Raw genomic sequence first — 15,365 nt, 5'->3', positions numbered from 1 at the left:
CAGCCTATCTGATGGCTATCAGCCGGGCGTTACCATAGTCGTTCATCCAGCGCATGGCAAATGGCCCTGAGCGGCTGCGTCACCCATCCCCCTTCTCGCTGCCGGGAATGAAGCGTTCCAGCACCCGGACCAGGGTGACGATGACCACGCCGAAGCCCACGCCCACCGTCACCAGCACCATCTGCCCGGCCCCGGCGGCAATGCCGATCGCGGCCGCGAGCCAGATATTGGCCGCCGACGTCAGGTTATGGACCGCGGTCTTCGACACCACGATGGCGCCTGCCGCCACGAAACCGATCGCCTGGGCCAGCCCCTGGATCACGCGCAGCGGGTCGACATCGGCCCGGCCGTCGGTGCGCATGTCGTTGTACAGCATCAGCGCCGAGACCGTGATCAGGGCTGAACTCATCGCCACCAGCGCATGGGTGCGGATGCCCGCCGACACGCCACGCAATTCGCGGTCCAGGCCCAGAAGCAGGCCGGCGCCGGTCGCGACGCCCAGGCGGATCACAATCTCCATGGTCTCCATGAGGCGGTTACTCCCCGGTCTTGCGATCGGACGCCCGGGCCATGCGGGCATGTTCCCAGCCGATCATCAGCACGCTGGCGAAAACGATCGCAAAACCCACCAGATGGATGACGCGGAACGGCTCTCCCAGCAGCACATAGGACAGGATCAGCGCCGATGCCGGCATCAGCCCCATGAAACCGGCCGCCACCGCCCCCGGCGCCCGGGCCACGCCCGCATACCAGAGCCGGCTGCCAAGCGCGAGCGTGCCGGCCCCGTACCACAGCACGGCCAGCCACGCGCCGGTCGAGACGTCGCCCGGCCGGAAGTCCGGCCATTGCCACACAGCCAGTGCCACGAAGGCCGGCAGCGAGATCAGCGCCGCCAGGGCCGCGACCAGCACCGGGTCGACCCGGCTGGAGGCGCGTTTGCCCAGCAGGGTATAGGCGGCTTCGCAGCACACCGCCGCGAAGATCAGGCCGGCGCCCAGCCATTGACCACCAGCGCCCGACTGGCCACCAGCGCCCGACGCTGCGCCACCCGCACCACTGTCGCCGGCGCCGCCGCCATCGGCCGATCCCAGTTGCAGCACCAGCACGCCGGCCACCGCCAATGCGATGCCGCCAAGAATGCGCCAGCCGGCGCGTTCGCGCAGAAACAGGATCGATGCAACGGCCGTGACGGCGGGCGTGGTGCTCATCACCACCGCGCCGACCACGCCTGAGACGATTTTCATGCCATAGAGCATGAAGGCGGTGAAACCGAACATGCCGAACAGCGCGATCAGGCCGATCAGAACCCAGCTCCGCCGGTCGATGGACGCGATGTCTTGCCGATGGCGCCACACCGCCGGCATCAGCACCAGCGCCCCGATCGCCACCCTCAGCGCGCCGCCCACGAAGACCGGCATCGCGCCGGTGACGATCTTCGAGACCGGCGTCGCCGAGCCGAACAGCGTCATGCCCAAAGCGAGCTTCGCCAGGGTCGCGGCTTCGGCCCGCCCGGCATGGCCGGGCGCTTCGTGGTCGGGCCGCTCGTGATCTGGCATCGGCCTGACGCCCGCCATGGCCGGACCCTCCGTGATTGATGATCGCTCGACGGATCAACAGGCCGGCGGGCCGGTGGTTCCATGCTTTGTCATGATGCCGTTATGTCAGGCCGGTGCCAGGAAATCGGCCAGCACGGCGTTGAAAACCGACGGCGCCTCGATGAACGGGAAATGCGCACCGCCGTCATGTTCTTCGAACACGACCAGCGTGGCATTGGGGAGCTGGGTGCAGATCCATTCCTGCGACCGGACGCCGACATGGCTGACCCGGCCGGCGATCACCAGCACCGGCCGGTCGATGCGGGGAAACAGGTCGCGCCAGTCGATCGAGCAATGATCGACGAACAGCGACGCGATGCTGCGGGCATCCGGCCGGCAGTTTTCGTCCAGCAGAAAGCGGCGCAGATCCGAGGCGATGCCCTCGGTGATCATGCCGTCGAGAAAGGCTTCACGAGCGATGTGGCTTTCAGGTCCGGCAAGCTGGGCGGCAATGGTGACCATGGTCGCCGCATCGAACAGGGCGCCGGCATCGGTCATATCATCATCGGTCATATCGGGCTGGCGCATCACCGATGCCGGCTCATCCACAAAGATGCAGCGGTCGATCGCGGCGGTGCCGTGGATGTCGATATAGGCCCACAGCACCGATGCGCCCATCGACCAGCCCAGCATCGTCGCCCGGTCGATCCGCTCCTGCGCCATCAGTTCGGCGATATCGGCGGCGAAGCGATAGATGCGATGACCATGCGCCGCATCCGGCGACGTGCCATGCCCCCGGAAATCCGGCGCGATCACCCGCCGGGTCCGGCTGAATTCGGCGATCTGGTGACGGAACATGGCGGCAGACTGCGACCAGCCATGCAGAAGAATCAGAACCTCGCCGGCACCGTCGTCGACATAGCTGATCCGGGCGCCGTCTGATGTCAGCAGCGTCTTGTTCATGAAGGCTTCCCCCCTTTTGTCGCCAACAAGGCGCCCGTTAATCCTACGGGCGCCTTGTGTCGGCAGACAAGCGGGGCAGGCCGGCGGTGCGGGCCTTTATCGCGCGGCGTCGCCGTCGATGCCTTCGCCCTCGATGTCCTCGCCCTCGATGTCCTCGCCGCCGATATCGTCGTCGTCGATGTCATCGTCGCCATCGAGGTCGATCCCGGTGTCGAAGTCGTCGGCATCGTCGCGGCGACGACGCGGCGGCTCGGTGCCCTCAGGATCGGCGATACGTTCAAAGGCAACGGCGAAGAAGCCGTCGGTGCCATGTGCGGCAGGGTCCAGCGCCATTTCGGGACCGGTGAGATGAAGCCCGGCCGCCAGATCGGCCGGCAGGATCTCGCGCGCGTCGAGCTGGCGGAATTCCGTGGCGTGGCTGTCGAGGAAGCGGGCGAGCTGGGCCTCGTTCTCTTCGGGCAGCAGCGAACAGGTGGCATAGACCAGCCGGCCGCCGGTCTTCACCAGCCGGGCGGCGCTGTCCAGGATGCGGGCCTGAAGGTCGACCAGTTCGGTGATGGTCTGCTCGGTCAGCTTCCACTTCGCATCGGGCGAGCGGCGCCAGGTGCCGGAACCGGTGCAGGGGGCATCGACCAGCACCCGGTCGAATTTCAGCTTGTGGCGGCGCACCCAGGCATCGCGCTCATGCTTCAGCGTGCGACGCTCGATGTTATGGGCACCGGCCCGACGCATGCGGTCGGACATCCGCTCAAGCCGGGCCTCCGACACGTCGAGCGCCATGATCCGGCCCTTATTGGCCATGGTGGCGGCCATGGCCAGCGTCTTGCCGCCGGCGCCGGCGCAGAAATCCGCCACCTGATCGCCGGGCTTGGCATCGACCAGCAGCGCCACCAGCTGCGAGCCCTCATCCTGCACTTCCGCGAGCCCGTTGCTGAAGGCGCGGGTATGGAAGATCGGCATCCGCCGTTCCAGCCGCAGGCCCATGGGCGAGAATGGCGTGGGTTCGGCGATCACGCCTTCCTTGGCCAGCATGGTGCGCACGGTCTCGCGGTCGACCTTCAGCAGATTGGCGCGCAGGTCAACCGGCGCCGGCGCGTTCATCGCCTCGCCCACCACATCCAGCCGGTCGCCGAACCGCGCGATCAGCCGGTCCAGCGCCATACCGGGCAGATTGAGGCGCACGGCACGGGGCTGGATATCGGATTCCAGGGCCTGACCATGCAGCGCCTGCACCGCCATCCGCTCGATATCCGACAGCCGCGAGGGGCCATGGGTCGAGCCGTCGAACAGCTCGGGCATCTCGTTGCCGGTGCGATGGTCGATCAGCATCAGGCAGACGATGACCAGGCTGCGCGGCTTCGCCGGCAGGCCGGCGCGCGACGCCCACCATTCCAGGCGCTGCTTCTCGCGCAGGCAGGCATAGACCGCCTCGACGATCCAGCCGCGATCCTTCGAGCCGACATAGCGGCGGCCACGCAGCCAATGGGCGATCACCTGATCGGCCGGGCGGGTTTCACGCAGGATCACGTCCAGAAGCTCGATCGCGGCATCGACGCGGGCAGCGGGTGTCATGGGCGGTCAGGCTCCTGAACGGGTCCGACAGGCGGACAGATAGGATGGGGGGCAGAGGAATAACATGGCGACAGCCGGTTCGGTAACAAGTCAGGGCGGGCGCCCGGCCAGGCACCCGCCCCGTCAGTCCGGATCAGGCCGCGTGAACGCGTCGTCAGGCCTGACGATAATTCGGCGCCTCACGGGTGACGGTCACGTCGTGGACATGGCTTTCGCGCAAGCCGGCGCCGCTGATCCGCACGAATTCGGCGCGGTCCTGAAGGTCGGCGATGGTGCGGCCACCGGTATAGCCCATGGCCGCGCGCAGGCCGCCGACCAGTTGATGGACCACGCCGGCCACCGGGCCCTTGTAGGGCACCATGCCTTCAACACCTTCCGGCACCAGCTTCAGCGTGTCCTTGATTTCCTGCTGGAAATAGCGATCGGCCGAACCGCGGGCCATGGCGCCAACCGAGCCCATGCCGCGATACGACTTGTAGGACCGGCCCTGATACAGCACCACCTCGCCCGGTGCCTCGTCGGTGCCGGCGAGCAGCGAGCCCATCATCGCGGCATTGGCGCCGGCGGCCAGCGCCTTGGCCAGATCGCCCGAAAACTTGATACCGCCATCTGCGATCAGCGGCACGCCATGCTTCCGCGCCACCGCCGCGCAATCCATGATCGCGGTCAACTGCGGCACGCCCACACCGGCCACAACGCGGGTGGTGCAGATCGAGCCCGGGCCGATGCCGACCTTCACCGCATCGGCACCGGCGGCGATCAGCGCTTCCGCGGCCGCACCGGTCGCGATATTGCCCGCCACCACGTCGAAGCTGCCCGGCATCTGGCGCACGCGGCGGACCGCATCGACCACGCCACGGCTGTGGCCATGGGCGGTGTCGACCACCAGCAGATCGACGCCGGCGGCAATCAGCGCCTCGGCACGCGCGGCACCGTCGGCGCCGACACCGATCGCGGCACCGACCCGCAGCCGGCCCTGATCATCCTTGCAGGCATTCGGAAAGGCCTGCGCCTTCTCGATATCCTTCACCGTCATCAGACCGACGCAGCGGTACTGGTCGTCGACGACGATCAGCTTCTCGATCCGATACCGGTGCAGCAGGCGCTTTGCCTCTTCGCGGCTGACGCCCTCGGTCACCGTGATCAGGTTCTCGCGGGTCATCAATTCGTGGATCGGCTGGCGCGGGTCGGTCGCGAAGCGGACATCGCGGTTGGTGAGGATACCAACCAGCTTGCCCGACGCCTCGGTGACCGGAATGCCGCTGATCTTGTGGCGGATCATCAGCTCATGGGCGTCGGCCAGGCGCGCATCCGGCCGGATGGTCACCGGGTTGACGACGATGCCGGCCTCGAACTTCTTCACCTTGGCCACTTCGCCGGCCTGGGCGTCGATGTCGAGGTTCTTGTGCACCACGCCAAGCCCGCCAAGCTGCGCCATGGCGATGGCGAGGCCGCTTTCCGTCACCGTGTCCATGGCGGCGGAGACCAGGGGAATGCCGAGTTCGATGTTGCGGGTGAGCCGGGTCGTGGTCTGCACCTGGGCGGGCAGGACATCCGACTCGCCGGGCACGAGCAGGACATCGTCGAAGGTCAGGGCTTCGCGGATCGTCATCGGTCTGGGCCTCACGTTCTCGGGCCTTGGACGCCGGGCCGGTACCTGGAGTGGCAACCGGCCTGACGGGTACGCGGAAAACCCGGACCGAAGAGGATCGGGCCGAGTGCGGCGGGTGAACAGCGCGTACCGTGTATGGGCGCGCAATATACACCGATGCGCCCGCGCATGAAGCCGGTTTCTGCGGGCATGAACGCAGGGCCGCCCCTCGCCGGCTGCATGCGGGCCAGGGCGACGCCCGGATGCCGCCCGCCGGCCATGGGGTCAGTCGGTCGCGTCGGGTCTCATGCGGTGTTCTTCACCGCTCTGCACGCGCGCCCGCTCGGCGGCAGCAGCTTCGGTCCGGAAGCCCTGAGCGACGACATACATTTCAGAACTTTCCGCCCGGCTGGATGGCGGCTTCATATGGCGCACGGTGCGGAACAGGCGCTGCATGCGCTTCACAAGCTCGCCTTCCGCACCGCCACGGAACACCTTGGCGACGAAGGCGCCATCCTCGCTCAACACTTCGGTCGCGAAATCGAGGCCGATTTCCAGAAGATGCATGATCCGCAGATGGTCGACCTGCTGATGGCCGCTGGTCGGTGGGGCCATGTCGGAGAGCACGACATCGGCGGGCCCACCCAGCGCCTGCTTCAGCACATCCGGCGCCGTGGGATCGAGGAAATCGAGTTCGATCAGCGTCGCATGCTCGATCGGCTCGACCGGCAGGATATCGATGCCGACCACGCGGCCACCGCCGGCACGCCCGGCGCGGGTGCGGTCGACGGCGATCTGCGTCCAGCCACCGGGGGCGGCGCCCAGATCGACCACCCGCTGGCCGGGGCGCAGCAGGCCGTATTTCTCGTCGAGCTGAATGATCTTGAACGCGGCGCGGGACCGGTAGCCCTCGCGCTTCGCCGCCGCCACGTAAGGGTCGTTCAACTGCCGTTCCAGCCAGCGCGCCGATGAGGCGGTGCGTTTGCTGTTGGTCCGCACCCGCTGCTTGACGATGCGCTGGCCCGCGATCGGGTCGCCACCGCGCCCGCCGCCCCGGCCGGCACCACCGCCCGCACCGCTGCGGCCACCGCGTCCGCTCTTGCCCGTGGTCATCGCGTCATCTCTCCAATTCCGGCGGTCACGTCCGCCGACCGCCGCCGCCACGCCGGTCGGGCCTGCGACGGCTGGACCGGTGAGCCGCGATCATCTCGTACAACATGCCTTCGCGCAGGCCGCGATCGGCGACGGTCAATCCGGTGACCGGAAAGGCATCGCACACCCCTTCCATGATCGCCGCCCCCGGCACCACCAGATCGGCCCGCGACCGCCCGACACAAGGATGGCGCCCACGATCGGCCAGATCCATGGCCCGCAGGCGTTCCGCCGTCTCGCGGATGCCGGCCACCGTCACCTGCCGGCCATCGACCCGGCCACGATCATAGCTCGCCAGATCGAAATGCACCCCGGCCAGCGTGGTCAGGGTGCCGCTGGTGCCGACCAGTTGCACGGCGCCCGCCGCGATATGGTCGTCAACCGCCACCCGCGCCGCCAGATCGACCAACCGCCCCGACACCTCGGCCCGCATCGCACGATAGGTCGCGGGCGGCACATCGCCGCCACCGAAGCGGTCGGCCATGGTCACCACGCCCAGCGGCAGCGACACCCAGTCGATCCGGCGCAGGCCATCGGCCAGACTGTCATCGGGCTCGATCACGGTCAGTTCGGTCGACCCGCCGCCGATATCGACCACGATCACCCGCCGTGCCTGCCGGTCGATCAGCGGCGCGCAACCGATCACCGCCAGCCGGGCCTCCTCGTCCGCCGGGATGATCTCAAGCTCCAGCCCGGCTTCGCTGGCAACGCGGGCGCGGAAGACGTCGGCATTGCCGGCGCGACGGCAGGCCTCGGTCGCCACCAGCCGCACGCCGGCCAGCGGCCAGCGGCGCAGCTTGGCGCCGCAGACCTTCAGCGCCCGCACGGTGCGGTCGATGGCTGTATCCAGCAGCATGCCGCTTGCCTCGACACCTTCCCCCAGGCGGGTGATGCGCGAAAAGCTGTCGAGCACGACGAAATCGTCGCCGGATGGCCGGGCGATCAGCAGGCGGCAGTTGTTGGTGCCAAGATCCAGCGCCGCGAAGGGCGGCGACGGGTTGTGATGGGGCACGGGAACCTGTGCCACCGGTGGAACCGGCGAGGTCACCGGCGCCGGTATCGCCGCGGCGGGCCGTGCCGGCACCGATGCATGCGGGCGCGCCACAGCCGCCGGCACAGCGGCTGCGCTGTCCGGATCGACGGGCGCGCCGGCGCCGGGCAGCGCCGATGACGGCCGGCTCTGGTCGGCAGCCGTCACCGCGGCTGCGGCAGCACCTGCCGGCTTTCGGCGGCCGCGACGCGCTCGCCGCCGCCGCCGCGAGCGCGTCGCGGCACGGTCCTCTGGATCTTGCGTCACTGGTCATCCCGTCCGCGGGCACCGGAAACCTCCCGCACCCACGCCGTTCAACTGAAAACTCATCACCGTCACCCCGAATGGGGAGACTGTCTCAAGTCTGGTTCTAACGCCTTTCCCCCGGCTTTGAAAGCGTTGCGGCGGCGATTGTCCCGAACGGCCACGGCGCCAGCCGGACCTGCCGGCCCATCGGTGGGGGGCACCGTGGAACGGCCCCACCATCGCCGTCGCGGCCCCGATTGTGGGGCGTCGTGAAAATGCCGAAAGGCGCCTTGACATCCCCAAACAGTCTTATTAGTTTCCGCCACACGACGCCGGGCACTGAACATTGCCCGGCGCCACCGCAACACCGGGCACGGCCGCAACACTCGGCATAACCAGTGTTTCGATGGCGCAGTCCTGATGGGGGATCGTCTAGCGGTAGGACTACGGACTCTGACTCCGTCAACCTAGGTTCGAATCCTAGTCCCCCAGCCAGTTCGTGAAAGGCCCGGCTCTTCGGAACCGGGCCTTTTGCATGTCAGGCGATGTTTGCGGCCGCTGGGCTTATTTTGTCGCCCAGTCCTCTATCCGTAGCCCCTCGACGCGCGCGAACTCGCGGGTGTTGTTCGTCACCAGCACGCATTCTAAGGCCAGCGCATGGCCCGCAATCATAATGTCATTGCCGCCAATGGGCGCGCCCTTCGCGGCAAGGTTCTGCTTGACGAGCGTGGCGTGTTCCGCAGCCGCCGCGTCCCATGGCAGGATAGCGGAGAGACGGGCAACGAAAGCTTCAACCAGCCGCGCATGGCGAGGCGACGCGTTGCGGCCGACCGTGCCGAGCAACATTTCATAGTAGGTGATGACCGAAATGACGATCTGATGCTGGCTTGCTGCCACCTCTTGCAAACGTTCAAGAACCGAGACCCGACGCTCGCGCATGATGAACGAGCAGATATTGGTGTCGAGCATATAGATGGCAGACATCAATGCTCTCCATTGTCATCAAGAGAGAAACGCCCCTCTTCGATGAGGTCGGGCCGCTCGCTGAGGAAATCCGCATCCACAGACGGTTCCTGGGCGAGCGAAAGCCAGTCCGGCCGGACTGGACGCAGCAGGATCGTGTCGCCCTCTCGTTCGATGGTCAGCTCCGTCACCCCTTGGAACTCAAGATCCTTGGGCAAGCGGATTGCCTGGTTGCGGTTGTTGCGAAAGATGGACACGGTCCGGGCCATGGGGCGCCTCCATAGTGAAGAGATTATAATAACATATGCTAGGCATATGTCTATTTCCATCTTGACGCCCGTAACATGTTCAAGCGCCTCTGCTTCTCCGTGAGCACCTTCATTTTCGCCGGATGCGCGATGCGCAAAGCTCTAAAAGCGCCCAGGACATCCCGCCAGTTCATGAAAGGCCCGGTTCTTCGGCACCGGGCCTTTTGCATGTCGGCCGGCATTTGCGGCATCATGAATGCCGTCGGCAGCAGGCCGGCCGCGCTTCGCCAAGGTATTCGCAGATGATCTCACTCCGTCCGCCGCGCAATACCTGGTCCCGGATCGATCCCGCGGGGTGGCTGGTCGGTCCTGCCCCTCAGGCACCTGCCGATGATGCGAGGCCAGGCTTCCGTCTGATCTGCTGCGCCCATGCGGGCGGCAGCACCGCCGCCTTCCGCCCCTGGCAGGTGGTGGTGGGCGATACCACGGCACTGGCGGTGCTGCAGATGCCGGGCCGGGATCAGCGAGCGACCGAGGCGCCGACGGTCTCGATCGCGGCGGTTGCCGATGCCGTGGCGTCGGTCCTGACCGATCCCGATGCCGGCGGGCCTGATGCCGGCGGGGCGACGCCGCCCGTCGTGCTCTATGGCCACAGCATGGGCACCCTGGTGGCGCTGGAGGTGGCGCACCGGCTGGTGGCGGCGGGGCAACCGCCGCTGCTTCTGGTTCTGGGCGCACGGGTGCCGCCGCATCTGTCCACCCCCGCCGCGCGCATGCTGGATCTGGACGACGACGCGTTCTTCGACGGCCTCGACCGCGCCTATGGCGGCACGCCGGTGGCGGTGCGCAACGACCCGTCGATGCGCCGGCACTATATCCGGATCATGCGTGGCGATTTCCGCCTGAGCGCCGATTATATCGCAGGCTTTGCCGCCACCGGCGCCGGACGCCCGCCCCTGCCCTGCCCGCTGCTCGCGTTCTCAGGCGATACCGACCGCGCGGCGCCGGCCGCCGCCATGGCGGAATGGCGTGGCTACGGCACCGCCGGCTTCAATCAGGTCACCCTGCCCGGCGGCCACTTTTTCGCGATCGAGCGGCCACGCCCGGTGGTCAGCCGGATCATCGCCGCCGCCACGCGGCTGATCGGCTGACAGCCCGGTTTCATCGTCAAGCCCGGATGTCGCGGTCAAGCCCGGATGTCCGTCAAGCCTGGATGTCCGTCAAGCGCTGGCGCGCTGCTCGGCCGCCGCCTGCGTCGCCGCCCATTTGGCGCGCTCCTCGGCGACCAGTTCCTTCTTCGACAGCTTGCCGACCGGCGTCTTGGGCAGGTCGTCGCGATATTCCACCGCCGCCGGCAACTCATGGCGGCCGATCTTGTCGGTCAGGAAGTCCCTCAGCGCATCGAGCGAGAGTTCGTCGGCGCCGTCCTTCAGCTTGATGAAGGCCTTGGCCGCCTGGCCGCGATAGCTGTCGGGCACGCCGATCACGATCACCTCGGCAACCGACGGATGCTCGTAGATCGCCTCCTCGATCACGCGGGGATAGACGTTGAACCCGCCCGACAGGATCATGTCCTTCTTGCGGTCGACCAGGAACAGATAGCCCTTCTCGTCCATATAGCCGACATCGCCGGTGTGGAACCGGCCGCCGGCAAAGGCGTCCTCGGTCGCCTCTGGCCGCTTCCAATAGCCCTTCATCACATTCGGGCCACGGATGCACAACTCGCCGGTCTCGCCCGGCGGCAACAGCTTCAGCGGGTCGTTGAGATCGACGATTTCGAGGATCAGCCCGGGCAGCGGCAGACCGCAGGATCCACGCGGCGCGCGATATCCTTCGATCATCGGGCTGCCGGTGCCGGCGGGCGAGGTCTCGGTCATACCCCAGCCTTCCAGCACCGGGATGCCGGTCGCGCGCTCGAACGCCTCCCGCACCTCGACCGGCAGCGGCGCGCCGCCAGATGCACAACTGCGCAGACAGGACAGATCGGCGTCCTTGAACTGCGGCAGACCCATCAGGGCGGTGTACATGGTGGGCACGCCGGGGAAGATCGTCACCTTGCGGTCGACCAGATCCTTCAGCACGGTTGCCGCGTCGAAGCGCGGATGCAGCACCACATGCCAGCCGCAATCGACCGAGCGCAGGAAGCAGGGCGACAGCGCATAGATGTGGAACAGCGGCAGGACCAGCAACATGGTTTCGTCGCCGACCTTCAGGATCGGCTCGTCGCCCATCATGGTCCAGGCGTTCTGCATCTCGGTGGAGATGACCAGATTGCTGTGGGTCAGCATCGCCGCCTTCGGCACACCGGTGGTGCCGCCGGTATATTGCAGCACCGCGACCTCGTTCACCGGGTCGGCGACATCGACCGGGGTGATCGGATCGGCGCAGGCCAGCAGATCCTGAAGCTCGTGGATATGAGGATCGTCACCGCCCGGCCAAGGCAGCGGGCCCTCACCCGGCAGGGCATCGGCCCGGCGCGCCATGACAAGATCGGCGACATCGGTCTCGGCCAGCAGCTTCAGCGCCGTGTCGGCGAAGGGCGGCAGGGCCAGCGTCACCAGCACCGACACCTCGCCATCCTCGATCTTGTGACGCAGTTCGCGCGCGGCATCGAGCGGGCTCATATTCACCACCCGCGCGCCCAGCTTCAAGGCACCGAAGAACATGATCGGGTAGACCGGCGTGTTGGGCAGATACAGGCCGACCTGCCGGCCGGGGCCCACCCCCAGCCGCCGGAGTCCGGCGGCGGCACGATCCGACAGCCGATCGATATCGTCATAGGTGAAGGTGGCATCGCCGAACGACACCAGCGGCTGCGGGCCGTATTTCGCCACCGCGCCGGCCAGCAGACCGGTCACCGAGCGCGGCTTCAGCGGCAGCCGCCAGGTCACGCCCGGCGGATAGGACCCGGCCCAATAGGGCTCGGCATCATGTTCGACGGTCGTGTTGGCGCTGATGGCCTCACGCGGGCTGGATGACTGCGGCATACGGCATTTCCTCAAACGCGGGAATGCCCCCGGCCCTGCCCTCTGCCGGCACGGCCCGCAGCCTCCCGCATGACCGGCACGGCATCGTTCCAGTGATCATCACAGACCAGGGCCGCGCAAAGCCGCCCTTGCCTGCCGTGGATCACCGTCGGCCGTCGCCATTGTTCGTGCAAAACAGTGTTACCGTCCGATGCCGCACGCGCAATGGTCTTTTGATACAGCACCGTTTCGTGGAATATGAAACCGACGTCTCTACCGCAAATGCGAAGAGAAACGTCGCAGTGCACCAGAAACAATCGGCATCGACCAGAAACACCCTGCACTGAAAAGACGCCCGGCCCGTCGCCATCAGACAATGAGAGGATCTTGTGACCGACCGCCATTCAACCGTTCTGCTGGTGGTGGACGTGCAGGAGACGTTTGCCCCGCCCGCCAGCCTTGTCGCCTGTCTGACCGGCCTTGCCCGGCGCTATCCGTCCGTGGCGACCCTGGAACTGCATGACGAGGACAAGGTGCCGTTCGCGGCCCAGATCGGCTGGACGCCACGGCGCGCGGATCGCTGTCTGGTGCCGGTGAACCAGGTGTTCGTGAAGCATGGCTATCTGCCGCCGGAGGCGCTGATCAGCCATCTTCAGGCGCTGGCGCCGGCGCGGGTTCTGGTCGGCGGCATCCAGGCCGATACCTGCGTGATGGCGGCCGGCTTCCGCCTGTTCGATGCCGGCCTCCACCCCACCCTGCTCGGCTTCGCCATCCAGGGGTCCTCGGTCGACCGCGACGCCGCCATCGCCCGGCGGCTGTGGGCGCATCATTTCCATGCGGTCATCGACGACCCCGCCGATCTGCCCTGACAGCCGCGCCCCGCCCGGTCATGGCCGCGGGCGGCGAATGCCATGACGGTGAAGCTTTTCATACAGCGTGCTCTTGGCAATGCCGAGCCGCCGCGCCGCCCGGGTCAGATTCCAGCCCGACCGGGTCACCGCCGTCAGAATCGCCGCGGCTTCGGTCTGATCCAGACGACAGACGGCTTCAGCGGGATTGGCCGATGACAACACAGCGCCGCCACGCGCATCCGCGCCGCCATTCAGCGCCCGGATCGCCGGCGGCAGATCGGCCAGGTCGATCCGGTCGCCCAGGGTGAGGATCGTCGCCTGCTCGATCACATTGCGCAATTCCCGCACATTGCCCGGCCAGTCGTGACGGGTCAGCATATCGAGCGCCTCATCGGATGGCTGGCGGCGGACCAGACCATGACGATGCGCGGCGGCGGCCGCGAAATGGCAGGCAAGCCGGGCGATGTCGGCGCCGCGCGCGCCAAGCGGCGGCAGATCGATGCTGGTAACCGCGATCCTGAAATAGAGATCGCCCCGGAACCGGCCGGCGGTGACGTCGGCTGCGAGATCGCGATGGGTGGCCGCAACCAGCCGCACCCGCACCGGCCGCTCGCGCACCTCGCCCACCCGCACGACGCTTGCCTGTTCCAGAACCCGCAGCAGATGGGCCTGGAGTTCCAGCGGCATCTCGCCGATTTCATCCAGAAACAGCGTGCCGCCATCGGCCGCCTCGAACTTGCCGGGCATGCCGCCACGGCGGGCACCGGTGAAGGCGCCCTCGCCATAGCCGAACAGTTCGGACGCCAGCAGATCGCGGGCCAATGCCCCGCAATTGACCGCGATGAACGGCCCGCGCGCCGCCGGGCTCGCCCCATGGATCGCACGGGCGAAAACCTCCTTGCCGGTGCCGGTCGGCCCGGTCAGCAGCACCGGAACGTCGACCCCCGCCAGCCGGCGCGCGGTGGCTTTGGCTTTCAGAAGCGGCGGGCTGTCGCCGATGACACCGGCAAAGGGATCGGTATCGGCAGCACCCCCCTCCCGGGTGCCGGCCGCCCCGCCGGCCGCGCCGATCTCGCGCTTGCGCAGGGTGCCGTCCAGATGCGGCCGTCCCTGCGGCACCACGCAGATCGACCCGATCCGCCGCACGCCGTCGAAGACCGGCTCCACCCGCTCGGCGCGCAGCCAGTCCGGCAGCCGGTTGCCGGCCTGATCGGTGAGCACGGGCGCCCGGTTGCCGGCGCCGTCTGAACGATCCTTCAACAGCAGCCGCGCCCGATCGCCGATCCGCACCGGCCGGCCGCGATGATCGAAGACGACGATGCTGTCCATCGGCCAGCGGCTGTCGCCGAGCACCGCTTCGATCAGCCGCGCCCGGATATCGAGTTCACGCCGGGCCAGCCGGCTTTCGATCTGGCCGGCAGCGGTGACCGCGAGCGCCAGGCAATGGGCGTTGTGCGACCCCGACAGCCCCGAGATATCGAGTACGCCCAGCGGGCTGCGGTCGACCGGATCGTGAATGACGGCGGCGGAACAGGTCCATTGCTTGATGCCGGCGCAGAAATGTTCCACCGCATGGATCTGCACCGGCGCGCCCAGCGCCAGTGCCGTGCCGATCGCATTGGTGCCGCTTGCGGCCTCCGTCCAGTCGGCGCCGGGCATCAGCCGGATCACCTCGCCATGGTCACGGGTCCGGGTGTCGCCCTGCACGTCGAGCACCACGCCCTGCGGATCGCCCAGCACCATCATCGTGCCGGTTTCGGCCAGAAAGGCGCGGGCATCGCCCATCACCGGCGCGGCCGCCCGGCGCAGATCCTCGGCCCGGTCGCGCAGCATGCCCAGCCGGTCGTCGCTGCACACCATCGGCGCCTCGCGCCCGGCCGGATCGACCCCGGTTTCGAGGCAGCGTCGCCAACTGCTGCCGATCACATCACGCACGGCGACCAGCGCCGGGTCGTGGCCGGTCACCAGCCCTTCCCAGGCCTCGAACACGGCGGGTAACGGCGGCGCCCCCCCGGGGGGTTGTGCCTCCCCTTGCATGTGACGTCCTCCCCAACACGGCTTTTTATCGTTGGATCAGCAGTTTGCACCACAAGCCGGCGACACGTCCACCCACCATGGCGGCGCCGTTCGGGCGCGCCTGGCCCCACCTCCGGTCGGATGCGTCCGGAATTCGGACGGTCGACCGACATCCGGACGTGACCCTCCGTCCGGTGCGGCTGCAATGCTGCATCGCAATCATTTTCAAAAA

General features: G+C 67.7%; 14 protein-coding genes and 1 tRNA gene. 3 read left to right on the top strand and 12 right to left on the bottom strand.

The features are described from left to right. Positions 1-79: 79 nt before the first annotated feature. The 7 genes from WG924_RS01915 to WG924_RS01885 form a co-directional block, all read right to left on the bottom strand. Positions 80-529 (bottom strand): MgtC/SapB family protein, encoded by a 450-nt coding sequence (locus tag WG924_RS01915; RefSeq protein ID WP_345931193.1) that lies wholly within the window; start codon positions 527-529, stop codon positions 80-82. A gap of 7 nt (positions 530-536) precedes the next feature. Next, the gene (locus WG924_RS01910; protein ID WP_345931191.1) at positions 537-1,574 is read right to left on the bottom strand and encodes a DMT family transporter; all 1,038 of its coding nucleotides are present in this window, start codon (positions 1,572-1,574) and stop codon (positions 537-539) included. 87 nt (positions 1,575-1,661) lie between these two features. After that, the gene (locus WG924_RS01905; RefSeq protein ID WP_345931188.1) at positions 1,662-2,498 is read right to left on the bottom strand and encodes an alpha/beta fold hydrolase; all 837 of its coding nucleotides are present in this window, start codon (positions 2,496-2,498) and stop codon (positions 1,662-1,664) included. Positions 2,499-2,594: 96 nt separating this feature from the next. Next, entirely contained in the window at positions 2,595-4,070 is a 1,476-nt protein-coding gene (locus tag WG924_RS01900; RefSeq protein WP_345931187.1) for an RsmB/NOP family class I SAM-dependent RNA methyltransferase, read from the bottom strand. 154 nt (positions 4,071-4,224) lie between these two features. Continuing rightward, entirely contained in the window at positions 4,225-5,682 is a 1,458-nt protein-coding gene (gene guaB, locus WG924_RS01895) for an IMP dehydrogenase (RefSeq protein WP_345931185.1), read from the bottom strand. A gap of 264 nt (positions 5,683-5,946) precedes the next feature. Then, a complete protein-coding gene (locus WG924_RS01890) occupies positions 5,947-6,774 on the bottom strand; it encodes an RlmE family RNA methyltransferase (protein WP_345931183.1) in 828 nt (275 codons plus the stop codon). Positions 6,775-6,799: 25 nt separating this feature from the next. Continuing rightward, entirely contained in the window at positions 6,800-8,011 is a 1,212-nt protein-coding gene (locus tag WG924_RS01885) for a Ppx/GppA phosphatase family protein (RefSeq protein ID WP_345931181.1), read from the bottom strand. Positions 8,012-8,510: 499 nt separating this feature from the next. Here WG924_RS01885 and WG924_RS01880 point away from each other — a divergent pair. Next, positions 8,511-8,584, top strand: a tRNA-Gln gene (locus WG924_RS01880). A gap of 69 nt (positions 8,585-8,653) precedes the next feature. On the opposite strand, the gene WG924_RS01875 is transcribed toward WG924_RS01880, so the two are convergent. Both WG924_RS01875 and vapB read right to left on the bottom strand, forming a co-directional pair. After that, complete coding sequence (locus tag WG924_RS01875; RefSeq protein ID WP_345931179.1) at positions 8,654-9,073, bottom strand: type II toxin-antitoxin system VapC family toxin; 420 nt, start codon at positions 9,071-9,073, stop codon at positions 8,654-8,656. Then, positions 9,073-9,321, bottom strand: a complete 249-nt coding sequence (vapB, locus tag WG924_RS01870; RefSeq protein WP_345931178.1) for a type II toxin-antitoxin system VapB family antitoxin — start codon at positions 9,319-9,321, stop codon at positions 9,073-9,075. The genes WG924_RS01875 and vapB overlap by 1 nt, the downstream gene beginning before the upstream one ends. Positions 9,322-9,602: 281 nt before the next feature. Here vapB and WG924_RS01865 point away from each other — a divergent pair, with 281 nt between their 5' ends. Continuing rightward, positions 9,603-10,451 (top strand): thioesterase II family protein, encoded by an 849-nt coding sequence (locus WG924_RS01865; protein ID WP_345931176.1) that lies wholly within the window; start codon positions 9,603-9,605, stop codon positions 10,449-10,451. A 69-nt stretch (positions 10,452-10,520) separates the two neighbouring features. On the opposite strand, the gene WG924_RS01860 is transcribed toward WG924_RS01865, so the two are convergent. After that, positions 10,521-12,287: an AMP-binding protein gene (locus WG924_RS01860; protein WP_345931174.1), complete on the bottom strand. Its 1,767-nt coding sequence runs from the start codon at positions 12,285-12,287 to the stop codon at positions 10,521-10,523. 11 nt (positions 12,288-12,298) lie between these two features. Next, positions 12,299-12,670: a hypothetical protein gene (locus WG924_RS01855; RefSeq protein WP_345931172.1), complete on the bottom strand. Its 372-nt coding sequence runs from the start codon at positions 12,668-12,670 to the stop codon at positions 12,299-12,301. Between WG924_RS01855 and WG924_RS01850 the strand changes: the two genes are divergently transcribed. Further along, the gene (locus tag WG924_RS01850) at positions 12,656-13,135 is read left to right on the top strand and encodes a hydrolase (protein ID WP_345931171.1); all 480 of its coding nucleotides are present in this window, start codon (positions 12,656-12,658) and stop codon (positions 13,133-13,135) included. The genes WG924_RS01855 and WG924_RS01850 overlap by 15 nt on opposite strands. An 18-nt stretch (positions 13,136-13,153) precedes the next feature. Here WG924_RS01850 and WG924_RS01845 read toward each other — a convergent pair whose 3' ends face one another. After that, positions 13,154-15,154, bottom strand: coding sequence for a sigma-54-dependent Fis family transcriptional regulator (locus WG924_RS01845; protein ID WP_345931169.1), 2,001 nt, complete (start codon positions 15,152-15,154; stop codon positions 13,154-13,156). Between the last annotated feature and the right edge of the window lie 211 nt (positions 15,155-15,365).

It is taken from the genome of Tistrella arctica, from assembly GCF_039630945.1.
GTDB lineage: Bacteria > Pseudomonadota > Alphaproteobacteria > Tistrellales > Tistrellaceae > Tistrella > Tistrella bauzanensis.
Note: the sequence above shows the minus strand (reverse complement) of the source record. Positions and strands in the feature narration are given on the sequence as shown.